Below are 25,453 nucleotides of genomic sequence, written 5' to 3' on the forward strand. Positions count from 1 at the left end.
GCCTTGATTTAATTTCAACTAAAGGAGGGCGAGATCGTACATATTTTGACTATATTCTTCAATTAGTCTCTTAAGAGTGCTAAAAGATAAGTGAAAAACTTCAATGAAGAAAATTCACTTGATTGCATTTTTTAGTTTTAGTTTAGTACTCTTTAGCATAAGTAAAATTTTACCATAAAAAACATAGTTTTTTGGGGCTCAAAAAAGACATAAAAATTCGCCCGATTTTTGGGCGAATAATCTTTCTTAAGAAACAGTTTTGTTGTAGTATTCTTGAATGATTTTGCTTCTCAGTTTATTGTCAGTAGGTTGATATATGTGGTGGTAAATTTTTGCACCTTGATTTTCAGAATTTTCTTCAACTTTATAGATATCTAACGCTTTTTCATCGTTAGTCATATCTTCGTTTCTGAAGTAGTATTTCTTGATAAATTCGTATGTACTTTTAACTGTTGGAGTGTAATTTATTGCATCAAAGTTAATGATTGAATCAGTGAAATCAAATGAGTCTGAAAATACGTCATAGTGGTCTTGGAAAAATTCTTTGTTTATTTCAGAGTTTTCATCTTTAGGATTGACATACATTGCATTTTTGACTGAGTTTTTAACTTCTTCTTCACTCAAGGTATTGCTTTTTTCACTCAAAATTTGCTCCACAACTTTTTTTTCAATTTCTTCGTAGTACAGTTTTTCTAATTCTTTTACTGAGTATTTTAAGTCAGTGAACAAAATATCAGAAACATATTCAAGGAAATTGTCAGCTTCTTTTTTTGGAGTTTTTGTTGAAATGATTCAAGCATCCAAAAGAAGCATGTTTTCACTTGGGCGAATGTATCCTACACTTTGCCCGTCTTCTAACGACGCAAAGTTATCATTTGAATAATATGCATCCAAAACATCACCGTTATACATTAAACCAACATCTAATTTAGTTGAGTCGGGATCGATTAAGTCTGTAACAAGTTGTAATCCATTCGAAATTAACTTGTTATTTTTTGTTTCTTTAAGATCATGACCAGTTGCTTTTTGCACGAATTTAGCAAACATTTCAATTGAATCTTTGTAATTAGTTTCATCAAAAGGAATTAATTGGTGATTTTTATCAATTCATTGCTTATAGTTAGAATCTGAGTGTGAAAGTGAATTTTGATAGAATGAACCTAGCATCAAATTATCTAAAAATGAGTTAGTTCAACCATAATTGTGGTAACCAGCATTTCTTAATACTTGATAAATTTCATTTCAATCAGCATAGTCTTTATTTTTGATTTCAAGCATTTTTTGTTCAACGTTTTCAATGTCTTTAATGTATGGCCTTGATTGCTTATTAATGTTATAAGCAACGATTTTATCTTGGTAAAAGTAAGGGATAACATATTGATAAAATTCGTCTTTTTTGTCATCTCCGTCAACACTGTATCCTACATATTGATTGTTTTCATCAAACAGTAAGTGCGGCTTAGTCTTGACATTCTTAGGGTTTTTCTGTTCAATTTCTCTTTTGATAAAATCATCAAATTTAGCCATATGTTGAACAATGATATCATTGAAAAGTGACAAAATTTTTGCTTTATTATCTTCTTCTTGCTGTTTGGTTTTTACATCATCTCAGTCTAATATGTTTTTGTTCAGTTTTGAATAATTGATTTTGCGAATTTGATTTTGATAAATTAATTGTGCAATTTGATAATCACTACCTACTCCTGCCAATGCTTTTCCTTGGTCTAGAGCACGGGTAAATTCATTAACTTCACCAAATAAACGATATGAGTATTTTTGGTTAATTTTGTGAATCAAATCTTTTGACATGTATGATTCATAATTATAAATACTTGGTTTGTAGCGTGAGCTAATTTTAAAACTCACTCCTAAAATAGCAAAAAGTCCTATGAATATCAAAATAAAAATCATTCATAGTTTTTTGAACTTAAATCGTATCTGTTTCACTAATTAATACCCCATTTGTGTAATCTTATCTTCTTTATCAACTCAGTCTTCACTGACTTTTACTCTTGTTTCTAAGTAAATCGCATGGTCAAAAAGCACTGCTAGTTTTTTTCTTGACTGCATTGAAATATTTTTAATCATTTGCCCACCTTTACCCAAAACAATACCTTTTTGTGAGTCTTTTTTCACAAAAATGGTGGCATGGATTACATAAGGCTTGTCTTCTTTTTCCTCAAAACTATCAATTACAACAGCAATAGAGTGAGGTAGTTCTTGTTTTAAGTATTTTAGAGCAGTTTCACGAATAACTTCCTTAGCAATGAAACGCATTGAAATATCAGTAAATTCTTCTGGATCGTAAAATGGTTCTTGATCTTGTAAACGGTCTGCGAATTCATGTTTAATTAGATCTAAAAGATGTTTGTATGATGGATCAATGTTTTGGCCAACTCCAACAACAATTTCAAAACCAAGTTGTTTAAGTTGTTCAGCTTTTTGGCTTGCTATGTCGTTATCAATTAGATCTAATTTTGTGATAACTGCAACTTTATTTTTAATGTTTTTAATTTTTTCAATAATGAATTTGTCACCCTTACCAATTTCTTCATTTCCTGGTTGTAAAAATAACACTAAATCAACATCTTCGAGTGAGTCATACGAAGCTTTATTAAGTTTTTCATTGAATAAGTGAGTAGCTTTGTGGATTCCAGGAGTGTCAGTAAAAATTAATTGGTAATTTTCGTCAGTGTAAATTCCTTTAATTTGATTACGTGTTGTTTGAGCAACATTTGTAACAATTGCCAAATCATAACCAATTATTGCATTTAAAAGAGTACTTTTCCCAACATTTGGGCGCCCTACAATCGAAATAGTGCAAACTTTCATTATCTGTACACCTTGATTTTGTCCATGATTTTATCAACTAAAGCATTCATTTCCTCTTCCTCTTTTTCGGTTTGATGATCGTATCCAAACAAGTGCATTACTCCATGAGCAAAAATATAACAAAATTCTCTTTGAATTGAGTGATTATATTCATGTGCTTGTTGTCTTATTTTCTCATATGAAATAATAATTTGGCCTAAAAATTTGACATCCATAAAATTCATCTCATCATCGGCAAAGGGAAAAGACAAAATGTCAGTTGGATAGTCTTTGTTACGGTATTGTTTGTTTAATTTGTGCATTTCTTCATTATCAACAATCACTAAATCAACAAACAAGGCTTTTCTAGTTTTTTGAATTTGAGCTGCTGCATCTAGAATTTGATGATATTTTTTTAAATATTTAAATTGATAATCAGTTTCGTTTGTTAATTCGATCTGATTGGTTTGCTCTTGTTTTAACATAAGAAAAATTATAAATATTTACAAGTAAATATTTCAAAAAAATATCAAAAATAAAAAAGAAAAACCAAGCATTTTTAGCTTGGTCTTTGGGCTTAATTTAAAGTGATTTTTGTTCCGGTTTTTTCTGCAATAATGTCTTCTAAATCTTTTAAGTCTCCGATGAATGCGGCTTTTCCGCCTTCTTCAACGAATTTAATAGCAGCTTGCACTTTTGGAAGCATACTTCCAGGTGCAAATTGATTTTCTGAGATGTATTTTTCTAACTCAGCTTTTGTTGCATGTTTTAAAGCTTTTTGATCTGGTTTGTTGTAATTTACCATTACATTATCAATAGCAGTTAAAACTACAAAGTAATCTGCTTTAGCTAGAGAAGCTAATTTTGCTAGAGCGAAGTCTTTATCAATAACTCCATCAACACCTTCAACATCACCATTTTCGTTGATGATTGTAGGAATTCCTCCTCCACCTCCAACGATTACAGTAGCACCTGCTTCAATTGCATTTTTCATTTGCTCAAATCCAACAAATCCTAATGGTAGTGGTGAAGCAACTACTTTTCTAAATCCACGTCCAGCATCTTCTTTAATTATGCTTCCTGGATTTGCTTCTTGTGCTTTTTCTAAACTGTCGTAAAAAGGTCCAATTGGTTTGGTTGGGTTAGAAAAAGCTTTGTCGTTTGCATCAACTAATGTTTGAGTAAGAATGTAAAGAGGTTCGTGCCCTTTTACACCGTGTTCTTTAAATGCGTTAGTAATAGCACTTACCATGTGGAATCCAATGTAACCTTGTGACATTGCTCCTGATTCTGGTAGTGGAATTAATGGAGATTTTGCATTTACTTCATGAGCTGAAACAAATCCGTTGAAAATCATTCCAACTTGTGGTCCATTTCCGTGCCCAATGATAACTTGGTGTCCTGCTTTAACCATTTCAGCAATTTTTTGTGCTGGAATTTTAACTAATTCTTTTTGTTCAGCAGGATTATTTCCTAGAGCATTTCCCCCTAAAGCAATAACTATTCTTGCCATCTTATTAGTATCCGATTGTAGCTAGAATAACTGCTTTAATTGTATGCATACGGTTTTCAGCTTGATCGAAAGCTTTATTGTGTTTTGATTGGAACACTTCGTCTGTTACTTCCATAGCTCCTGTAGCAACTTCTGGGTGTTCTTTTCCAAATTCAGCTTTAATTTTTGCTGAGAATTCAGTGTGATCATCGTGGAATGCAGGCAAGCAGTGTAGGAAAATAGCTGTTGGTTTAGCTGCTTTCATCATTGCCATATCCACTTGGTAAGCTCCTAATTGAGCAATTCTTGGTTTGAATAGTGAGAAATCTTCTCCTAGTGATACTCAAACGTCTGTATAAATAACGTCAGCATCTTTAGCTGCTTCGATTTTGTTGTCACTGAACGAAACTGATCCACCATTACGTGCGAATAGTTTTTGAACTTCGTCGTAAACTTCTTTGAATCCTTCACCATTTTTAACTAAGTCGTGCATTTCTTTTGGTCCACACATAACAATGTGAGCTCCAACGAAAGCAGCACCAATCATTAATGAACGAGCAACGTTGTTTTTAATGTCTCCAGCGAAAACAACTTTTTTGTCTTTCATGTTTCCTAGGTGTTCTTCCATTGTCATGTAGTCAGCTAACATTTGTGTTGGGTGTTCAGCATCTGTTAGTCCATTTCATACTGGCACACCTGAGTGTTTAACTAGTGCATCAACATCTGATTGTTTGAATCCACGGAATTCAATTCCATCATAGAATCTTCCTAAAACAGCAGCAGTGTCTTCGATTGATTCTTTCTTACCAAAGTTTGAACCTTGTGGTCCGATGTATGTAACACCTGCTCCTAGGTCGAAAGCAGCAACTTCAAATGCACAACGTGTACGAGTTGAGTCTTTTTGGAACACAATAGCAATGTTTTTACCAGTTAAAGGACGTGAATTTGTGTGTAGTCCTTGGTATTTTGACTTTTTAAGATCTTTTGATAGATCTAATAAGTATCTAATTTCTTCTGTTGTGAAATTTAGAGCTGTATCTAAACTTCTTCCTTTCAAATTAACAGGCATTTTGCCTCCTTTAGAAATTTAAAATGTATAAATAAATTTTTAAAAATAGCATATTTATATAAACCATATAAACATACCTTAATTTTACTAGTTTTGAATTTTTTGTCAAATATTTTTGTTGAAAATAATTGCTTGATTTGCTTAAAAATGTAAAAAACAAACAGGACACTTAAGCCCTGCTTGTCAGTATATTAATCAACTGTTTTAGTGTCAAAATCGCCGCGAATGCGCATTATTGGTTGAACGCTTATTCAAGCTTTTGGGTCAATTTTTAAAATTTCCTTTTCCAATATTTGTTGTTCTAAGAATAAAGCAATAGTTTCAATTCTTTCTTTTTCCATACCAGTGAATCCACTACGATCTTTAACAATGTTATAACCGTGTCAATAATTAATAGCCTTAAAGTGCTCACAAATTTCATTAATTTTGGTTGTATAAATGGTAATTTTGATTTTGCGATATTTAGGATATATAAAGGTAATTAGAAGATTGTAAACTCCAATGTAAAGAATTGTTGAAATAACTCTAACAACAAAAGTTGAAAGATTTCAAGGGTGATCTTTTACTAGTCCACCAAGCTCAACTCCACCAATCATTAAAATTGAAAATCCAGCAAACATGCAGGCTACAAAAAAGCTAACTTTACCAACTGACATTTTCTTTACTTTTGAAATGTAATAAATAATAACGTCGCTTCCGGCTGTTGAACCTGAATTTTTTCAAGCAATTGCTGCTGCTGTTCCACCTAGCAGTGCTCCTGCAAGGGTATAAATGATAATAGGTCAAGTTTCAACTGAAACATTGAAGTTTGGATTTAGAGCACTAAATTCTTTTCAACCTTTTAGTGAGCCGCTTGCGTGTATTATGTTGCCACTACTATCTTTAATGTCTGAAACTAATTTTCATGATTTTCAGGTTCCAACAATTTTATTACCAAATTCATCAACTTGCCCATTATAGAAAGTTCCTGAATAAACATTTCATGCTATGTGAGTTTCATTATTTTGTCCAAGTGAGTGACGGGTATAGAAAATACTAAAATCATTATCTAATCATTCTTTGATTGGATAGTTTTGACCAACACCATTGAATATTAGTTCACTAATTACTTGAAAAATTAGTCAATATGTTGTCAAAATCATAAATAAACGAGAATTTTTCTTTCAAAAAATAATGATGAACGGAAGATTCAAGCACAAGTAAAGTAAAGCAAAGTAACTTCTTAGAAAATCAAGAGTATAAGTTAAAGATTGAATTAAGGCGCTGAAACCAGAAGCAACTGTGGCTGCTTTTCCTAAGAAAAAGGCAATCCCAATATTAAATAATAAAGCTGAAATAAACATTCAAGCTAGTTTTTTAGGAAACTTTTTTCAAACATTCAAAAAATTGACATTGTAAGGATTTACATCAAAATAACTAGGTACTTTTTTTGCCTTTTTAGCTTTTTTGGCACTCTTCTTATTTATTTCTTGATTGTCTGCGTCTTGAATTGTTTGCTCTAACTTGCTCATAATTACCTTTCTTACTTCTTAAAAATACTTGAAAATTATACAAAAAAACATTGCCGTTAAGACAATATTTTAATCGATCGAGCTAGTATTAAATTTTCCTTTAACTTCACTTATCGGAACTACACTAATTCAAGCATATTTGTCCACTGAGTGAATCAAAGAAATGATGAAATCTTTTTCTAAATACAGCGATGTAATTTCAATTCTTCCAATGTCTTTGTGTGTTTTACCACTAGTTCCATAGTAAATATTTCATGAGTGAGCAAAATCTGTTTCACGCAATTTCATTGAAATCTTTTCAAGTCTTGTTGAATATATTTCAAATTTGATTTTTTTGTATTTTGGATAAACTTTATCAACAACAACATTGTATAGACCAATGTATAGAATTGTTGCTATGACTCTAACTATAAATCTTGTTTGTGGCTGATCTTCAACTCTTCAAGGGCGAGATTTAATCAAATTACCAATTTCTAGTCCACCTAACACAATAGTTGAAAATGTGGCAATACACAAGTTGACGATGATTCCAACTTTACCTACCGAAATCTTTTTAACTCTTGAGATATAGTAGATGATAATATTAGAACCAGCAATTGAACCCCCACCTTTTCAAGCAATTCCAGAAGCTAGACCATCCAAAGCGGCCCCAATAAATGCATAAGCAAAAATAGGTCAAGTTTGTCCATCGTATACTCCATTTGCTGCTGCTCCATCATAATTAAATGCTCTTCAGTAGGTTTTTGTACCCTCTTTAAGACCATCAATGTGCGGAGAGTAAATGGTAACTTCAGCCTTAATGAAATTATCAATAACTTTGATATTACCGATAATTAACTGGATAATAACTTGGAAAATCATTCAATAAATTGTTAATACCATGAAAAGTCGAGGATTTCTTTTTCAAAAGAAAAAGATGATTGGTAAGTTTAAAAGCACATAGAAAAATCCAAAGTATCTTCCTCAGTCCATTGTATAAGTAATAATTTGTGTAAGAGCAGAAACTCCAGTAGAAACAGCTGCAGCCTTACCTAAAAATGTTCCGACAGCTAGGTTTCAGAAAAATGCCGAAAGAAACATGATAATTACTTTCATTGGGAATTTTCTTCAGACATTGATCATGTTGACATTGTATGGATTCATTATTGCTTTTCATTCAGCATCAGCAAGCTGTTTTTTTTCGCGGTTAAGAATCTTTTCGGCCCTTTTTTCTTCTTTTGTTTTTTTATTCTTAGATTGCGAACTTGAAAGGCTTTGCTCGGTTTTTTTATTTTTTAAAAAGTGTAATTTAGGCATTCATCTCCTTTCATTTATTAAGTTTTAAAAATTATTTTCTTGAGTATCTTTGTCTTTAAATTTGTTAGCTTCACGGAAGAAAAGAATTTCTGCTTCTCCTGTTGCACCGTTCCGGTTTTTTGCCACAATGACATAAGTTAAAGATGCTTCAAAAGTTAAATTTGAAGAACTGTCAACTGTAAGGGTAAAGGTTAGTGGTGATTGCTTTGATGTAGAAGTTGTATCATTAAAATCACCAAGTGAATTTGCTTTTTTATCTAAGCGATAATAATCAGGACGATATAAGAATAAGACACTATCGGCATCTTGCTCAATTGATCCTGACTCACGTAAATCAGAAAGTACTGGTTTTTTGTCTTCACGCATTTCAACTCTTCTTGATAATTGACTTAGCGAAATGATAGGGCAAGCCAATTCTTTAGCTAACTGTTTTAATGAACGTGATATCTTAGAAATTTCTAACTGACGATTGTCTGAACTTGTTTTCGAATCAGTAATTAATTGCAGATAATCAATAACTATTAAATCAATCTGCCTCACACGACTAAAACGACGACAAATAGCAATTAAATCATTCAACGTTAAAGCTGATTTGTCATTTAGGTAAAAATGTCAATTTTGAAATTTTTCAGTCGTTGCATCAATCTTGATTCAATCTTCTTCAGTGACGGCACCAGATTTCATATTCGATAACTTTACTCAAGAATTCATTGAAACCATTCTTTCAACAAGCTGCTGGTTAGTCATTTCTAAACTGAAGAAAAGAACAGTTTTATTTTGTTCTGCTACATTACTTGCAATATTAAGAGCAAAAGCAGTCTTACCCATTGAAGGACGCGCAGCTAAAATCACTAAGTCTCCCGGATTGAAGCCTAGTAACAAAGCGTCTAGATTGCGGTATCCAACTTTTAAACCAGTTGATTCTAAATTATTTTGACGTTGGTGCAGAATGGTTGTAGTCTCCTGGACTACTTCTGAAAGGGATTGATAATGAGCTTTATTTTCACTCAGATCAATATTAATCAAGCTTAGCTGTAATTCGCTTATTACTTTTGAAACTTCCATTGGACTTTGCAAGTTTTGTTGTGCCTTTTCCATCGCTAAAAGTAATTGTCTTTTTTTAGCAAATTCAGTTAATGCTGAAATATATTGCGAAATTAAATCTTTGTATCCGGCGTTTTCGATTACATAATTAAAGTAATCTTCACCTTTTATGTCTTCAAATTCGTTTAGTTTTTCATAAATCTTATTTTTGATTAAGAAGGTAGTGATAACTTCAATATCGTACGCTTCATTGATAGTTGAAATTTCACACAGTGCTTTATAAATTAAAAGATTGTTTTTAGAATAAAAAATATCATCAGTGATTGAATCATTGATGTCACTTAAGACTTTGTAATCTCTAATCAAAATTCCTAGTAATGAAATCTCATTATTAAGAATGTTATTTAACTCTGATTCACTGAATGACATTTTTCTCCTTTACTACTTTGCTTCGTTGATTCTTACTTTTAAGAATGCTTTAACTTCAGGGTGAAGAGTAATAGGAACTCCGTGGATACCTAAAGTTGCAATTTTCATTGATGCTAATGAATGAGCTGGAAGTTTAATATTATGTTTTTGTTGTAATTCTTTTTCAATGTTTTTTGTTGTTATTGAACCATGAACTACATCTTTGTTAACTTTTAGCTCAAATTCTAAAGTTACGCTCTCGATTTGTGCTTTTAAAGCCTCAGCATCTTGAATTCTTTGTTTTTCAGTTTCAGCTAAATTTTTAAGCACGTTTTTTCGGTTTTTTAGAGTTGCATCATTTAATGGTTGGGCATAACCATTTTTAATTAAGAAATTTTTAGCAAAACCATCTGCTACATCGATGATTTCATTAACTTTGTATTTTTGATAAGGTTTAATTATTATAACTTTCATTTTTCACACTCACTATTGCTTGAATTATATTATCGACAAATGTTTCCATTGGTTCATTTTCATCGCTAACGGCTGCTGCAGCTGCAAAGTGTCCTCCTCCATTGACAGCTTCAGCAATAATTTGAACATTAGTATCGATTCCTCTGGCTGACATTTTATATTGTTTTATTCCTGGGATTTTAGCAACAACAAATGCTGCTTTTCTTCCTTGAATTCTTAAAATTTCATCGGCCGCTATAGAAACAACATCGCTTTCCACATCACCCTCATAAGTTGCCAAGAAATATCCTGGTTTTACTTCTCGTAAATTACTTAAAATTTTGCTTACTATTTCATAAACATTTTCGTCCATTTTAAGTGTTTCTATACTTGTTGCACTTGAAGCCCCCAGTTCTTCTAAGAAACTAGCAGCGAAGAATGTTCTTGATGATGTTGTTTTTAAAAATCTATTGGTATCCATGTAAATACCATCTAAAAGCATCTGTGCTGCTTCATTTGTTATTGCTTTTTGTTTATGACTAAACATAATGAATTCAGTCACTATTTCTGATGCACTTGAGGCTCCGGTATCAACATATAAATTCTGTTTTAAAACATAGTCAGGACTACGACTAATTCGATGGTGGTCGAAAACAAAAATATTGTCTTGAGAAACGTTTTTAAAAGCATTTTTGTTTTCAATTCTATCTTCAGTAGCACAATCGACTACTAAAACCATGGTTGAATCACTATTAAGTTTAGTTGCTTGTTTTGGGGTGATAAAAATATTTTGATTTTTGTTTAAATAGCGGTTGATTGATCGCTGACAAGTAGGATCAAAAGTTTTATTTTGAATAAAGGCTCTTTTGTTTAAAGAGTGAGCAATTAGATAAAATGCATATGCTGAACCTAAAGCGTCCAAATCAGCAAGTTTGTGACCATAAATTAAAACGGTATCTATCTTGCTACTACGCATTTTTTCCATCACTTCAGCAGTAAAGTGGGCCATTCTTGTTCTATTGGTAGTGTGAGCAACTTCGTAACGTGACCCAAAATAAATTGGTTTGTTATTTTTTTCGATTACTGTGATCTGATCACCACCACGCGCCTTAGACTGACTTAAAGCATCTTTAGTTTTTTCAGTTAAATCATTTAACTTTTCTAAGCCATAAGCAAAACCTACTGAAATTGGAATTCTTATATTTTTGTCGCGAATATCATTACATTCGATATTAGTCAGTTGTTTAAAGTCTAAAGACATTAATTTTTTTAGTGTTTCATTAGTTGTAATAATGAAAAAATTGTTATTTACATACCGACGATAAACAAAATCATGCTTTGCGGTTAAATCATCTAAAACACTGACTACAGCATTATAAATTTTAAAAATTTCTTCTTCTGAATAAATCGATTGATATAAAGACATATTGTCAATTTCAACTTCTCCAAAAGTAATTTTTTCATTGTCGTAAATTCTAAAAACGTTCAATTCATCAGTCACATCTTTTATAACTGCCACATTCTTAGTCAAGTCTACATTCATTTCATAGTCAAAATCTTCGTAATTTATCTTACGCGAAAATTGCTCTGAATCAATGTTGTCAAAATCGACATAATTTTTTAAATTTTTACCGATTATTGACGAACCGAAACGCTGACTTATGAATTTTGACACTCATATAATTCTGGTTCTTTCGTCAAAAATTACTACTCCAACCCCTTCTTTAGCAATTTCATTTTCAATATGATAATTCAGTGTGTTTTTGATTAGACTATTACGCTGAAAAATGACAATCAAGTTGTAAATTAACAGTGCAAGACTCGCAATCATCATTGCTGAAAAAATTGAAATAAAAACTACGCTTAGTGTTTGGTTAGTACTATAAAGACTTTTAAAAACAAAAAATAGAATAAAAGGAATAACAAAAAGCAATGTTATTCCCAATCATATTCTGATGTTTTTTCAAGCTTTAGATCTACTCTTTTTGTTCATGTCTATATCTATATTATTATAGTCCAAAAAGCTGGCTTTTAGTTAGATAACTAAATGGCTATTTTTTCTTTGAGTAATTCTAGATTTTTTTTGTTTTTTGAACTTACAAAAATAATATCCATGTCTCTGTACAGTGTTTGAATATCTTTTTTGGTTTGGTGCAATTGTTTCTGATTCGCTTTGTCGATTTTGGTGGCTACTAACAAGATTTCAAGATTTAATTCGGTGCAATAATCAATCATTTCGCTGTCAATTGGAGTAATTCCAATTTTTGAATCTATAAGAACACAAATCTTAGTTAAATTTTTTGATTTTTCTAAGTAATTGGCAATCATTTTAGAAATATGCACTTGCTCGCTTGCTGACATTTTTGCAAACCCATAACCTGGTAAGTCGACAATAATTTTTTGATTATCAGTTTGAAAATAATTTAATAGTCTTGTGCGTCCAGGAGTGGAAGAAACTTTGGCGATTTTTTGATTTGCTAGTGCATTTAACAGCGAAGATTTACCAACATTTGAACGACCTCAAAAAGCAATTTCTTCATTGTTATGTTGATATCAAGAATCCATTTTGTCAGCACTTTTAATAAAATTTCACATAATATGACTCCTTAAAAACTATTTAAATTGTAAAGAAAAAGAGCCGAAAAGGCTCTTAAAAATTATTTTTTGTTAACTTTGTTACTTCCAATGAAAGGTAGTAAAGCAACAAGTCTCGCTCTCTTGATTGCTGTAGCTAAATTTCTTTGGTGACGAGCACATGTTCCTGTAATACGTGAAGATAGAATTTTTCCGTGTTGGTTAACATATTTTTCAACCAATTCTTTGTCTTTGTAATCGATGTATTGGTGATCTGAAAGACAGAATTGACATGGACGACGACGAACAAAAGGTTTTTTAGAAACTACTCTTGCCATATAAAAATCTCCTTATTAATCTTCGTCAAAAACGTTTTGGAAATCGTCAATATCAAAATCAACGTGTTCTTCCTCGTCTTGACTAAAACTTTCATTTTTAAAAGAAGTGTTAGTTTGTTTTTTATCCATTTCGTAGGCATTTTCTAGATTAATTCCTACTCTTTGCTGGGTTTGTTGGAAGCTTGGTCTTGGATTATCGTTGTTTGTTTTGTTACGACGTTTTTCAGCAATTTCTCTTGTTTCAAGGAAATCAAAGCTATCAACTAAAACTGAATAGTTTGTAATTCTTTGCCCATTGGCAATTGAAGAAGTTACTTGTAAAGAACCTTCGATGCTTATTAAGGCCCCTTTGTCTAAGAATTTGTTAATGCTTGATGCCGTTATTCCAAATGCAACACAAGAAATATAATCTGTTAGTGGTGGATTTGGTCCGTATTGACGTCTTGTAACAGCAAGTGTAAATCTAGCATACTCACGATCACCAGCTTTAGTTTTTCCGCCTTGTGGATCGTCAGTTAATCTTCCAATTAATAAAATTTTATTCATAACACCCCTTATTAGTTAAAACTACTCAGCTGAAGATTCGTTAGCGTCTTTTTTTTCACGTGGTTGTCTGTTTTCCACTGGTCTTCTATCTGCTTGTTTTTTTGGTTTTTGGAACTTTTTAGCTCTGTTAACTTTTGGTTTTCTTTGTAATGCTCTTTCTGTATCTAGATTAATTACTAGGTTTCTTAGAACTTGTTTTTCTAGATTTGCACGACGTCCAAATTCTTTAATTTCTTCGCCTTGAGCATCTACTTTAACAACAAAGTATTGTGCAGTATTTTGCTTTTTGATTGGGTAAGCTAATTGGGTTTCTTCTAACTTAGTAACTTCAGCTTTGTTTTTGAAAACTGAAGATAAAAGTGATGACAATACACTTTCGTTAGCAGTTGAATCCAATAGTACCATAATTTCGTATTTTGCCATTGTTCTCCTTTTGGACTTTAAATTGGATCTAATTTTAGATCAAGGAGTTTAACTTACCTTGATTGTTATTTATAAAAAATAACTATGTTATTATACTTGAAAAAGACTTATTTTAGTGCTACTTTGCTAAGTTTTTAGCATCAGTTGCAATTACTAATTCTTCGTTTGTTCTAATTACATACACAGGAATTTCACTATCTGGTGTACTAATTAAAATGTAATCGTCAAATTTTTGGGTATTTGCTTCACTCAATTTAACGTTATATGAGTGAATTCTGTTGATAATATTTTGTCTTGTTAATGGGTCATTTTCACCAATTCCGGCTGTGAAAACGATCGCATCTGGTTTGTTAGCAATTTTGTTCAAGTAAACCGCTAAATAATCAGCTACTTTTTGGGCAAATAAGTCTAGTGCAAAACGTGCATTTGGATCAACTAATTGTTTTGCTTCTAGATCACGCATATCGCTTGAGATTCCACTTACTCCTAGAAGTCCTGACTCTTTGTTAAGAATGTCAGTTGCTGCTTTTGCGTCAATTTTTAGCTCGTTTGCTAAATATGCTACGATTGATGGGTCTACATCTCCAGAACGTGTTCCCATCATAACCCCTGCTAATGGTGTGAATCCCATCGAAGTATCGTATGATTTTGAGTCACGAACAGCACATAGTGATGACCCATTTCCTAGGTGTAAACTAACAAAGTTAACCGGTTTTTTATTTAAAATTTGTTCTAATCTTTCAGTCATGTAACGGTGACTAATTCCATGGAACCCATATTTACGGATATTGTGTTTTTTAGCAATTTCACGATTAATTGGATAAACGTGGTTAATTTCTGGAATAGTTGCGTGGAAAGCAGTGTCTGTATTCATTGTTTTCTTTGCATTTGGTAATAACTTATCAAAAGCTTTGATAGCTTGAATTGCTCCTGGGTTGTGTAATGGAGCTAATTTTGTGTATTTTTCAATAGTTTCAACTACTGAATCATCAATTATCATTGATTTCATCAATTCTGGACCAGCGTTAACAACTCTGAAACCAACAACATCGATTTCATCAATTGATTCAATAACGTGATTTTCTTGTCATTGAACTAGAGTTTCACGAACTGCATCTTCGTGATTTTTTAGTCCAATTTTCTTTTCAAATTTTTGTCCTTGGTATTTGCAAATTAAATTACCATCAATATTAATTCTTTCAGCTAATCCTGAAGCAATTAATTCTAATTTATCTTTTGTAAAAAGTGATCACTTCATTGATGAAGAACCAGCATTAATAACAAGTATTTTTTTGCTCATATAATATTCCTTAAAAATGTGTTTTATAAATACTTTTTAATTATAAGACTTTTAATTTTTTTTAACTTAGAAAGTTAATAGTTGATTTGAATTAAAATTTTCATTTTGAAACCAAACTACTTTAGTCATGTTTTTGGAAAGTAAAAAGTAACAAAAAGACAGGTAAAACCTGTCATTAATTAACTTTTTAGATAAGAGAACAAGCTAAGTGTTTGTAAAGTCAATGAGTATAAATTGGTGTACAAATCAAAACCAAAAAATAGTCCAAGATTTCACATGCTAACGTTGTCCAAGTTATTCTTAGTAGATTCAGTTGCTAGTCTTATTGCTCTGAAGTTGATACCTATTGATATTGTTGCAATAACAATAAATAAAACCGATAGGAGAGAATAAGCTTTTTGATTTCTAAAAACAGTGAACATTGTTGTTATCATAACTATAAAGCTAGCAACTAGACAAACAATTATAATAGGTCACAGTTTTTCAAATTTGATTATTCCGAAATATCCTAACAAACCAGTTACAACAAAAATTGCAAATGGTATTAAGAATGAAAGTGTTAGTGTTGATCCATCAAGATAACCACTTCATTTCAAAAAGGTGGCCATGATAGTCAAAATTATGGTTGAAGATGCTACATAAATTGCATACCCAACTGCAAGTCATACTGTTTTGATACTACCTAATTTTTTAATATTAAAGAACGATCTAATAACTATTGATACGCCAATCTGAGCTGCTAAAGCAATTAAAATAACTAATCAAGGTTGAAAAGTATCTTTGCTTTCAGGCCGAACAATTAATTTTCCTAAAGCCGGAATGTATGAAAATAGTCCGGCAAATAGAAAAGTGATAAAAATCCCCAAACTAAATCAAAACAAACTGATTGAAAGTAGTTTGTTTTGTTTCTTTTTTAACAATTTAGTTGCTTCTGATTGAGCAAAATAGTTAGTGTTATCATCAATTCTTGAACCAAAATCCATGTTTATCCCTCCTGATTATTTAAGTAAATTTTTGATAGCTTTTTCAAATAATAATACAATGTTGATTTTGACTTTAATTCGCCATTTTGCGACATTAGTAAAACTAAGTCACTTAGACCTAAATCTAAATTTTGTTTTTTCAGTTCGAAAAAGTCTAACATATCTTGAGTAAATTGGTTAACTAAATTATTATCCAAAATGAATTGATATTGCACTAAAAAATCAGTATTTTTGCTCGCAAGTCTTTGCTGGTTGTAAAAATCAAAATTAGTTAAGCGATTAACTGCATTAGTATAGTCACGATTGATTTTGGCTTCCTCGAACTTCATGTAAGCATTAATTGCGCCTATTGCTTTAAGGAAATCGCAAATGCTTTCTACTTTTTTGATGTATAGAATAAATTGTTTTTTTCTTTCAATTAATCGAAAACAAATGTCATATTTTTCTAAAAAATTCTGAATCATTTTAGCTTTTTGTTGGCTTGAAAACTTAACTTCCAAGTGGTACATGGTTTGACTTACATCACTAACACTGCCTGTCAATAGAAAAATAGCGGCAAAGTAATCATTTTGTTTGACATAATTGGCTTTTTTAATATCTTTTGGCACTACAAAACTAATTTGATTTTTGCGTGGTTGACTATATTCAATTTGCAAAGTTTGTAAAATTTGAAAAACAAATTGTCTTATATATTCTTTATTTATTGTGAAGAAACAGCTTTCATCTTTTTGTGTTGCTAAAAAGCCGTGAATAAAATTAACGGCAACATTTTTAGTGATTTTTCTACTAATGATTTCTTGTTTAATTTCTGATGTAAATGTTTCTTTCATTTTTTACTCCACTAAAATTTTAGCCTTGCAATTGCAAAAGTAATAAAAAATGGCCGGTAGTAAGGGATTTGAACCCTTGAATGTATTGCTACATTATTTGTTTTCGAGACAAACCTCTTCAGCCACTCGAGCAACTACCGACATATATTTGTAAATTATAGTTCAATACTTAAAAAAGATAATAAAAAAAAGCGACGCCCTATTTTCCCTTGGAGGTATCGTCGGCGCTGAAGGGCTTAACTGCTGAGTTCGGAATGGGTTCAGGTGGACACCTTCGCTTTGGTCGCTATGTTTATATTCTAGCACAAAAAAATATTATTTGCAATTTTTTATTTTTTGTTTTTCGTATTCTATTTAGTTCATAATTAATGGATATGAAAAAAGATAAATTATTGCATGATGCTTATTGATTATCCTTATACCAAACTGACAAAGGTTTTGTTTATGCTCAACGTCGTAATGTTAATTCAGTAGCGGTTTTATTATTTAGAAGAAAAGGAAATAACGAATTTGAATTTTTAATTCGTTATCAACCTTTGCCTGAAATTGTTGAAAAACAGAAATGAGATGATTGCTTCCCTTGCCCAATAACTGGTGGATTTGAAAACAATGAAACTGATAGTTTGAAAGTTGCTATTCGTGAAGTTGAAGAAGAAGCGGGATTTGTTGTTAACAAAAATAATGTTTTTGAAACTTTTAAGTTTTTAGCTTCAACACAAGCAAATGAAATTGTTTTTGGTTACATTTTTGATGTTACCGGCTTAAAGCAGCATGAAGCTTTGGGGGATGGAAGTATTTTCGAACAAATAAGTTACAACCGTTGAGCTAGTGAACAAGAATTACAAAACATAATTAATAGTGGGATGGTTCTTACTGCATTAGTGCACTGCTATTATTTCTTCAAACAAAAAATGAACTTAATATAATAAAAAAGGCCTCAGTCATAACAACTGAGGTTTTTTACATTTTGTTTCTGAATTTATGTATTGCCACAGTTTCATTTGCTATTAATGAAACAGTAAGAATTAATGTAATGATTGAAACTTTTATTAAAGTAGTGAAGTTATTTATTTCAACTATTAAAGCTATCAAAAACAATACTCTCATCACATGAGTACTGGATTTAGAAAATTCATTTTTAATGAAATGCTTTTTTATTAGCTATTTATAACTTGTAGCAAATTTTTTGATTCTTTCTCAGTCATAGAGTCGAAATTTCAGTACTATTAGTATTGCATGTGCTAATGTTGTTCAAGTGACAGTTGTGATTCACTCACCTTTTGTTTGTAAAGTTTAAAGCTCAAAATTTTGGCCACACATTCAATTGTTATTGATAATACAACAAGTGTAATACTTGAATTTAGTAAGATTTAGAACTATTTTACTTGTTTGTTATCTCTCTATAATATACGAAAATACAACTAAAAATAAGTGTAGTACTGGTTTTAAATAGGCCTTTGCAACAAAGAAATAAGTGAAACCACTGCTCGAAAACAAATAATAGAAAACATTCAAAGCAGCAAATAATTCACTCTAATTTGTGTCTTTTTCTTACATCCAAAATTTTAATGGTTGCAAGGAAGTAAAAGATTTTTCCAAACAAAAGCCAGTCATAGCTCAATAAGAAATTCAAAATTTGACTCAAAATTAGCAAAATAAAAGCACCCAATTTCTAAGTGCTTGTGAAAAGTTATTATTATTTTGCTTGTTTCATTGAACGCATTACTGCCTTAATTTGTGCTTCAGATGGTTTTCTTCCCATTTGCATAAACATAGCACGAATTTGTTTTTCACTAATTGGCGGATTTTCTTCTAATTGTTTTTTAATTTTTCTTTGTGATATTCACATACCCAAAAAACCACCAATTAAAATTCCTAATGCCACCATTCCTAGTGCTAGTGCAATGATTGCTCCTGTTGACATATAAACTCCTTTTCGCTACTTCTTTCTTCTAATAATACGTGTAGCAATAAAATATATTATAAATGGTAATATTAGAACCGCTAATATTGAAATTATAAATATCTTCATTAACGTAATGTTATATTTACGTTTTTCTTTTGCAATTTCATTGAAATTAAAGGCCCCTAAACCCATAAAAGATTGAATAGAAGATATTTTTATTTTTCTTAAGATTGAAAAAACAATATGGATTAAAACAACTACTGCGATAATTGCAGAGAACAGTCCAATTCATAAATTAGTGTTAGGGAATGAGTTGTGAATTCAAGTTTTGAAATCCAAGACATATACCTGCGAACCATCAGCCCTAGTTGCACCATCAAATTTGATTCATTGAGCATCCTTCAAAGCTCAGAAAATAAGAGTGAAAATACCAAAATAAAATACAAAGGCGATTGTAATTCAATTATGTGTTACTTGGTTAAACATTAGTTTGCGGTATAGTAACAAAACAAATGCCGGAACTTCTTGTGTACCTTTATTAATGGCATCGCGATACTCATTGATGCTTCTTTTTAAATTCACTAAACTAATTGCATCAATTATTAATTTTCAGGTCAATAGTATTGAAGCAATTGCTAGTAAAACGTATCAAATTCAAGGTGAAGAAGGATTTGGATTTTTCTCTGTTGCCTCGATGAAAAGTGTTGGCTTAAACGCAAACAATAAGCACAAGATAAAAGCAACAAATAAAAGCAAAGATACACAGATGATATTAAAAGTTTTAACTCTGATTTGAGAATTGAAAACACGCATTATTCCATTAGGTATGACACCTTTTTTATCAATTCTCTTTGAACTTTCAAATGTTTTTTCTTCAATTGTTGTGTTTAGTAATATTGACTGAGTGTTTTGTAATGAAGCACTATTGTTAGGTAGTGCATTTTCGGTCTTAATATTGTTGTTCGAATTTTGCCCAAAAGGTTTTAATCCCATTCTTTCTCCTATTTTTTCGATGTGTCTGTTTTCAATATTGCTAAGAATGCTTCTTGTGGTACTTCGACACTTCCGATTGCTTTCATTCTTTTCTTACCTGCTTTTTGTTTTTTCAGTAGTTTTTGACGTCTAGTAACATCTCCACCATACAATTTAGCAGTAACGTCTTTACGATATGCCTTAACAGTTTCTCTTGCAATAATTTTACCACCGATAGCAGCTTGAATTGGAACTTCGAAGTTTTGGCGTGGAATTACATCTTTAAGTTTTTCACACAACTCACGACTACGCACATATGCTGAATCACGGTGCACAATCATAGCCAAGGCATCAATTTTTTCACCGTTTAATAAAATGTCAACTTTTACTAAATCACTTTCTCTTAATCCGATGAATTCATATTCAAATGATGCATACCCTTTTGAATAAGATTTCAGTAAATCAAAAAAGTCAAAAATTATTTCATTTAGCGGCAATTCATAAATTAATCTACGGCGATTATCATCAATATATTCAAGGTCAATATATTTTCCTCTTTTGTCTTGACACAATTCCATAATTGCACCTAAGTAATCTTGTGGTAGAAAAATACTTGCTTTTATATAGGGTTCTTCAATCGTTTCAATATAGTTTCTGTCCGGCAATAATGATGGGTTAGTAATATTTAAGGTTTCACCATCAGTCTTAGTTACATAGAATTCAACGCTAGGAGCTGTCGCGATAATATCTAGACCGAATTCTCTTTCTAAACGTTCTTGCAAAATTTCCATATGAAGCATTCCTAAGAATCCAATTCTAAATCCAAAACCCAAGGCTTTTGATGTTTCAGGTTGATAGCTAATACTTGAGTCAGATAGAGAAATTTTTTCTAAGGCATCTTTTAAATCATTAAAATCACGAGTATCAACTGGGTAAAAACCAGTGTAAACTACCGGTTTCAGTTTTTTATATCCCGGCAAAGGCAATGGAGAAGGTCTTTTAGCCAGTGTTATTGTGTCTCCAACTTGAATATCTTTAGCGTCACGAATAGAAGCAGCAATTCATCCTACTTCCCCAGCTTCTAAATGTTCCTTTTTAATTTCCTTTGGAGTTCTAATTCCTAATTCAGTCACGTGGAATTTTTTGTCATTATGCATTAGTAAGATTTCATCACCGACTTTTAAAGTTCCGTTAAACAAACGAACTAGCAAGACAACTCCACGATATGGGTCAAAGTATGAATCAAAAATTAAGGCAGTAAGTTCCTTTTCAGGATCTGCTTCTTTTGGAGCGGGAATGCGACTAATAATGGCATCAATAATATTTTCAATCCCTAGTCCAGTTTTTGCTGAAACTAATATAGCATCACTAGCATCGATGCCAATAACATTCTCAATTTCTTTTTTTACCATTTCCGGATCAGCTGAAGGTAAATCAATTTTGTTAATAACAGGAATAATTTCTAAATTGTGTTCAAGTGCTAAATAAACGTTGGCAAGTGTTTGAGCTTCAATACCTTGGGTTGCATCAACTAATAACAAAACACCCTCGCAAGCTGCTAGCGAGCGAGAAACTTCATATGTAAAGTCAACGTGGCCTGGAGTGTCGATTAAGTGAAAAATGTAATCCTTGTACTTAATTTGGACTGCATTGAGTTTGATTGTAATTCCTCTTTCTCTTTCCAAGTCCATTGTGTCTAAGTGTTGTGCTTCAAGATCTCTTTTTTCAATAGTCTCAGTTATTTCAAGAATTCTGTCAGCTAAAGTACTTTTTCCATGGTCGATGTGGGCAATAATTGCAAAATTTCTTATTTTGTTATTAGTCATAGTTTATTAATTTTATCAAAGAGCGCCATTTTTTTGTGTGTTTATAAAACACATAAAAAAGAAGTAATATTTTTTAGCAAACATCTTAATATAAAAAGATACTTATTTTGAGTGCTTTTTCAGTCTTTTTTAATTCAAAATATGAATTAAAAAGAAGGCTTTGTTTTTAGCCTTCTATCATTTATTGATTACTCAAAAATTTCTTTGATTTTGAAAGCTACTGACTCAGAAACAACTTTTTTCAATTCTTCAATCGAAGCATTATAAATTGCTGAATAAGAACCGAAATGAGTCAAAAGCTTTTCTTCAGTTTTAAAACCTACACCAGGTATTTTTAATAAACTTACTTCTAAACTTGAAGAAATGGATTTTTTTCACTGATTTGCTTTGGCATATCTGTCAACTTCTTCCTGAATGTTGGCAAGGAAATTGTACAAATCGATATCATCTATTTTTATCGCTAACTTGTTGGCATTTATTATGTGGTCAGTTTTGTGTTTGTCGTTTTTTACTAAACCTATCAAATCGACATCTTGTCAATTGTTTTTGGCTAGCACCTTTTTAGCCTCATTAATTTGGGCAACGCCGCCATCTACAATCAATAAATTTGGTTTAGGACCATCTTTTGTCATATCAATAAATTTTTGAACCCCTTGTTTCATATACTCAACATCTGCCTTGCGATAGTCGACCACTTCCAGATTAAACTTACGATACTCACTTTTGTAAACGTTTCCATCAATAATTCTAATCATTGCACTAATAGGATTTTGATTGCCAAAATGAGAGTTGTCAAAAACTACGATGTCTCTTGCTGATTTGATATTGAGTAGTTTTTGTAATTTTTCAACGTTAGCAACAGTTTTAGTTTCATATTTGTTTAATTTTTGAATTTCATTGTCAGCTTTTATTTTGACATTAGTTTTGACATTTTCCATAATTTTTTCAAACTGACCTTTTTGTGGATATTGACTTTTGATTTCATGGCTTATGTCAAAATCAAAATCTTTAAGTTCAGGATTAAAAAATATTGTTTTTGGTTTTTGGTTTTTGGCATAAAAAGCATTTAAAAATGCATTGATGGTTTCTTCGAAATCAAAAACTATGTTAAGAGCACCAGTTTCGCTATTTAATAATGTTCCGAAGCGATATACTTGAATTCCTCAAACTGCATACTCATTTTTTCTTGCGAAATAGAAAATATCAACATCTTCATAATTTTGCAATTCAACCAACTGTTTATCTTGAATTTTTTTAACAGTTTCAATCAGTCTTTTGTAGCTAGCGGCTTCTTCAAAACGAAAATTATATGCGCTTTCTTGCATATTAGATTCTAATTGCTTTAAAAAATTCTTCTCTTTAAAAAGTAAAATCGATTTTATTTTATTAAAAGCATTTTTTCAATATTCATAACTTTCATTTTCAATCAAAAAACCGTTTCGATACAAAACTTGACTTTCTAAATATTTTCTTAAATCACTAGAACCATATCCTGGTGGTAATGGTCCATAATAAATTGTGTTTGGTTCTTTTTTGTATTTTCAGGCAATTTGAATATTAATCTTATTAGTTAAAGATATTTTTAGATATGGATATTTTTTATCATCTAAAAGCAAGATGTTATAACGCGGTCTGAACTTGGTAATCGATAATTGTTCATATAATAGGGCTTCTTTTTCATTTTGAAAGGTAACAAATTCAAAAGAAGCAATTTCTTCAACTAATTTAGTAGTTTTATAAGAATTAAGAGCACCTAAAAAATACTGACGCATTCTTTTGTAAAGATTTTTTGCTTTACCAATGTATATTATTTCGTAATTAGAATTTTTTCAAAAATAAACTCCAGGCAAATGTGGAATGTCGTTTAGGTCGCTAATTGTCATGTTGTCTCTTTAATAAAATTAACAATGATTTTTCACAACTAGCTTTAAATTTATCATAGTCAACATTTAAACATTTGGCAGCTTTAATAATTTTTCTTTTTCGTTTAGTTTTGTCTAAATAATTCTTGTATTGTTCTACTAGCTCATTTTTTTGTTTGTGAGATTCTGAGTCATTATCTGAGATTAATCACTCATTTTTTAAAAGTAATTCAACAGCTTTTTTAGAAGATTCTTTTAGATCGCTTAAAAGTACTTTTGCATTACCCCTATCCATGATGAAGAAAATTATTAATGCAAGTAAAATGAAAAAAGCAAAAATACTGCATGAAATTACTCATTTTAAATAACTTAAATTTGGGTAATTATCATCAATAAAAGATTGTGACACCTGAGTAAAAGTCGCACCTACAGCAACGTTTGTCAAAATTGAAAGTGTTGAAACTGCTCTTGAACTACGAATATCTCTAATAAAACGATTATTGTCTCGAAGAATTTGATCTATTTTGTCATGGTTTACTATGATTCTTGATTCTAAACTATCGATTATTGATTCTCTTTCTAAAACATCGTGAATTTCTTTCTTTATTTTTTCAATATAGAAGTCACTATAAAGTCTTTCATAAAAATGCTGTTCACGATTGTCATTAGACACGAATCCAAATTCAAGAGTGCTTAGTGTTTTGTGAATTTTTAGAGCATCAAAACTACGTGTTTTATCAACCAATTTATTATTTACATTTTTGTTTTTACCAAGGTTAGAGGATTTCACTTTCTTAAATGAAGATATAAGATCGTCTAAAATATTTAGCGCTTGAGTGTAGCCTCATTTTTGCACTAAAGCAATGATAAACAAAATTTTATAATCACTTTCAAATATGTTGTAGTGCGTCGAATGTTTTGTCTCATCCAAAGAATAAAAATATGTAATGATTGAATGAGCCTTAGTAATTATCGCCTCTTTTGTGTTCGCTAAAACTTCTGTATTTCCTGGATCATAATTTCAAAAATTTCATGCCATCATACGAGCATCTTCATTATTGTGATCATTAATTGACTCTATATCTTTTGTTACATTTTTATTGACATACACAAATGCATAAGTAAAAGCATTTCTCACATAAGTTAATATGGTATTTAATTGATTATTATGTTCATTTTGTTTTTTTTTATTTTTTTTATCAGCAACTCATTCCTTAAACTCTTCTTTCAGGCTGTTTCTAAACAAAAAGTTTTTTGCAAAAACATTATTTATAAGAAAATTTTGAAAGTTTATGTAATCATGATTCTTTTTTTTATGTAGAAATTCACGTGTAGCAGAAGTGTTCAAATCATTAAGAATCGATTTTTGCGTTTCTTCGATGCTTTTGTCGATTTTATAATTCGGGAAGTCAAAAGTAGCCTTTATCACTATGAAATTTACATCAGTTATATATCGTTCTAACCAAAATTCAAAGTGATAAGTATATTTAGTTCTATTGTAGCTATTTTCACCTTTTAGCGCATTAATAACTTTAGTTCTTTTAAAGAATTCCTTGTTGTCTCCATTGTCTGTAATAAACTTTCGCAGTGAATTAGTTAAATAATAAATATTATCTTGAAGATCGTGCACTTTATACTTAGACTCTTCGTCTTTTTTCAATTTTATATAGTCACAGCTATCAAAATGAATATATTTGTATACAACTAGTTTTTTTGCCTTGTCTTCTGTTTTACTATTTTTCTCACTTGTTGCCATCAAAAACTCCTATCTTGTTGCGTTTAAAGCAAAAAAGACTGCAAAAGCAGCTT

The 25,453-nt window shown here is 31.0% G+C and carries 23 protein-coding genes, 1 tRNA gene and 1 rRNA gene; 1 reads left to right on the forward strand and 24 read right to left on the reverse strand.

Going from position 1 to position 25,453, the window contains the following annotated elements; all coding sequences use genetic code 4:
* Positions 1 to 246: 246 nt before the first annotated feature.
* The 19 genes from ACWXVN_RS02750 to rrf all read right to left on the reverse strand — a co-directional run bounded on the left by ACWXVN_RS02750 (position 247) and on the right by rrf (position 17,369).
* Entirely contained in the window at positions 247 to 1,899 is a 1,653-nt protein-coding gene (locus ACWXVN_RS02750; protein ID WP_455979036.1) for a hypothetical protein, read from the reverse strand.
* A 51-nt stretch (positions 1,900 to 1,950) separates the two neighbouring features.
* Positions 1,951 to 2,832 (reverse strand): GTPase Era, encoded by an 882-nt coding sequence (gene era, locus ACWXVN_RS02755; RefSeq protein WP_455979037.1) that lies wholly within the window; start codon positions 2,830 to 2,832, stop codon positions 1,951 to 1,953.
* Positions 2,832 to 3,296 carry an rRNA maturation RNase YbeY gene (gene ybeY, locus ACWXVN_RS02760; protein WP_455967789.1) on the reverse strand — a complete coding sequence of 155 codons (465 nt, stop codon included), beginning with the start codon at positions 3,294 to 3,296 and terminating at the stop codon, positions 2,832 to 2,834. The genes era and ybeY overlap by 1 nt, the downstream gene beginning before the upstream one ends.
* A gap of 92 nt (positions 3,297 to 3,388) precedes the next feature.
* Positions 3,389 to 4,324 carry a carbamate kinase gene (gene arcC, locus ACWXVN_RS02765; protein WP_438341328.1) on the reverse strand — a complete coding sequence of 312 codons (936 nt, stop codon included), beginning with the start codon at positions 4,322 to 4,324 and terminating at the stop codon, positions 3,389 to 3,391.
* A gap of 4 nt (positions 4,325 to 4,328) precedes the next feature.
* Positions 4,329 to 5,372: an ornithine carbamoyltransferase gene (argF, locus tag ACWXVN_RS02770; protein WP_455979038.1), complete on the reverse strand. Its 1,044-nt coding sequence runs from the start codon at positions 5,370 to 5,372 to the stop codon at positions 4,329 to 4,331.
* Between the two features lie 191 nt (positions 5,373 to 5,563).
* Positions 5,564 to 6,883: a YitT family protein gene (locus ACWXVN_RS02775; protein ID WP_455979039.1), complete on the reverse strand. Its 1,320-nt coding sequence runs from the start codon at positions 6,881 to 6,883 to the stop codon at positions 5,564 to 5,566.
* A gap of 69 nt (positions 6,884 to 6,952) precedes the next feature.
* Positions 6,953 to 8,179: a YitT family protein gene (locus ACWXVN_RS02780; RefSeq protein ID WP_455979040.1), complete on the reverse strand. Its 1,227-nt coding sequence runs from the start codon at positions 8,177 to 8,179 to the stop codon at positions 6,953 to 6,955.
* A 24-nt stretch (positions 8,180 to 8,203) separates the two neighbouring features.
* Entirely contained in the window at positions 8,204 to 9,652 is a 1,449-nt protein-coding gene (gene dnaB / locus ACWXVN_RS02785; protein ID WP_455979041.1) for a replicative DNA helicase, read from the reverse strand.
* Between the two features lie 12 nt (positions 9,653 to 9,664).
* Positions 9,665 to 10,105 carry a 50S ribosomal protein L9 gene (rplI, locus tag ACWXVN_RS02790; RefSeq protein ID WP_455979042.1) on the reverse strand — a complete coding sequence of 147 codons (441 nt, stop codon included), beginning with the start codon at positions 10,103 to 10,105 and terminating at the stop codon, positions 9,665 to 9,667.
* On the reverse strand, positions 10,086 to 12,077 hold the full coding sequence (locus ACWXVN_RS02795) for a GGDEF domain-containing protein (RefSeq protein WP_455979043.1): 1,992 nt from the start codon (positions 12,075 to 12,077) through the stop codon (positions 10,086 to 10,088). Before ACWXVN_RS02795 ends, rplI begins: the two co-directional genes overlap by 20 nt.
* Positions 12,078 to 12,127: 50 nt before the next feature.
* Positions 12,128 to 12,679, reverse strand: coding sequence for a ribosome biogenesis GTP-binding protein YihA/YsxC (gene yihA / locus ACWXVN_RS02800; protein ID WP_455979044.1), 552 nt, complete (start codon positions 12,677 to 12,679; stop codon positions 12,128 to 12,130).
* Between the two features lie 62 nt (positions 12,680 to 12,741).
* A complete protein-coding gene (gene rpsR, locus ACWXVN_RS02805) occupies positions 12,742 to 12,996 on the reverse strand; it encodes a 30S ribosomal protein S18 (protein ID WP_455979045.1) in 255 nt (84 codons plus the stop codon).
* Between the two features lie 15 nt (positions 12,997 to 13,011).
* Positions 13,012 to 13,542 (reverse strand): single-stranded DNA-binding protein, encoded by a 531-nt coding sequence (locus ACWXVN_RS02810; protein WP_438341337.1) that lies wholly within the window; start codon positions 13,540 to 13,542, stop codon positions 13,012 to 13,014.
* Positions 13,543 to 13,563: 21 nt separating this feature from the next.
* A complete protein-coding gene (rpsF, locus tag ACWXVN_RS02815; protein ID WP_455979046.1) occupies positions 13,564 to 13,965 on the reverse strand; it encodes a 30S ribosomal protein S6 in 402 nt (133 codons plus the stop codon).
* A gap of 118 nt (positions 13,966 to 14,083) precedes the next feature.
* Positions 14,084 to 15,265: an acetate/propionate family kinase gene (locus ACWXVN_RS02820; protein ID WP_438341339.1), complete on the reverse strand. Its 1,182-nt coding sequence runs from the start codon at positions 15,263 to 15,265 to the stop codon at positions 14,084 to 14,086.
* A gap of 179 nt (positions 15,266 to 15,444) precedes the next feature.
* Complete coding sequence (locus tag ACWXVN_RS02825; RefSeq protein ID WP_455979047.1) at positions 15,445 to 16,248, reverse strand: MAG0110 family membrane protein; 804 nt, start codon at positions 16,246 to 16,248, stop codon at positions 15,445 to 15,447.
* Positions 16,249 to 16,250: 2 nt separating this feature from the next.
* Positions 16,251 to 17,078: a DNA-binding protein WhiA gene (whiA, locus tag ACWXVN_RS02830; protein WP_455979048.1), complete on the reverse strand. Its 828-nt coding sequence runs from the start codon at positions 17,076 to 17,078 to the stop codon at positions 16,251 to 16,253.
* Between the two features lie 50 nt (positions 17,079 to 17,128).
* Positions 17,129 to 17,218 (reverse strand) — tRNA-Ser (locus ACWXVN_RS02835).
* 46 nt (positions 17,219 to 17,264) lie between these two features.
* Positions 17,265 to 17,369: ribosomal RNA gene (gene rrf / locus ACWXVN_RS02840) — 5S ribosomal RNA — on the reverse strand.
* Positions 17,370 to 17,452: 83 nt separating this feature from the next.
* Between rrf and ACWXVN_RS02845 the strand changes: the two genes are divergently transcribed.
* Positions 17,453 to 18,004 (forward strand): NUDIX domain-containing protein, encoded by a 552-nt coding sequence (locus tag ACWXVN_RS02845; RefSeq protein WP_455979049.1) that lies wholly within the window; start codon positions 17,453 to 17,455, stop codon positions 18,002 to 18,004.
* A gap of 770 nt (positions 18,005 to 18,774) precedes the next feature.
* Here the strand turns inward: ACWXVN_RS02845 and ACWXVN_RS02850 are convergent.
* From ACWXVN_RS02850 to ACWXVN_RS02870, 5 genes are all read right to left on the reverse strand, one after another.
* Positions 18,775 to 19,002, reverse strand: coding sequence for a YneF family protein (locus ACWXVN_RS02850; protein ID WP_438341344.1), 228 nt, complete (start codon positions 19,000 to 19,002; stop codon positions 18,775 to 18,777).
* Between the two features lie 15 nt (positions 19,003 to 19,017).
* Positions 19,018 to 19,977 (reverse strand): MSC_0882 family membrane protein, encoded by a 960-nt coding sequence (locus ACWXVN_RS02855; RefSeq protein ID WP_455979050.1) that lies wholly within the window; start codon positions 19,975 to 19,977, stop codon positions 19,018 to 19,020.
* 8 nt (positions 19,978 to 19,985) lie between these two features.
* Positions 19,986 to 21,782, reverse strand: coding sequence for a translation elongation factor 4 (gene lepA, locus ACWXVN_RS02860; protein ID WP_438341346.1), 1,797 nt, complete (start codon positions 21,780 to 21,782; stop codon positions 19,986 to 19,988).
* Positions 21,783 to 21,970: 188 nt separating this feature from the next.
* Complete coding sequence (uvrC, locus tag ACWXVN_RS02865) at positions 21,971 to 23,665, reverse strand: excinuclease ABC subunit UvrC (protein WP_455979051.1); 1,695 nt, start codon at positions 23,663 to 23,665, stop codon at positions 21,971 to 21,973.
* Positions 23,655 to 25,400, reverse strand: coding sequence for a hypothetical protein (locus ACWXVN_RS02870; RefSeq protein ID WP_455979052.1), 1,746 nt, complete (start codon positions 25,398 to 25,400; stop codon positions 23,655 to 23,657). The genes uvrC and ACWXVN_RS02870 overlap by 11 nt, the downstream gene beginning before the upstream one ends.
* Positions 25,401 to 25,453 lie beyond the last annotated feature (53 nt).

This window comes from Mycoplasma sp. 4044, assembly GCF_053851695.1.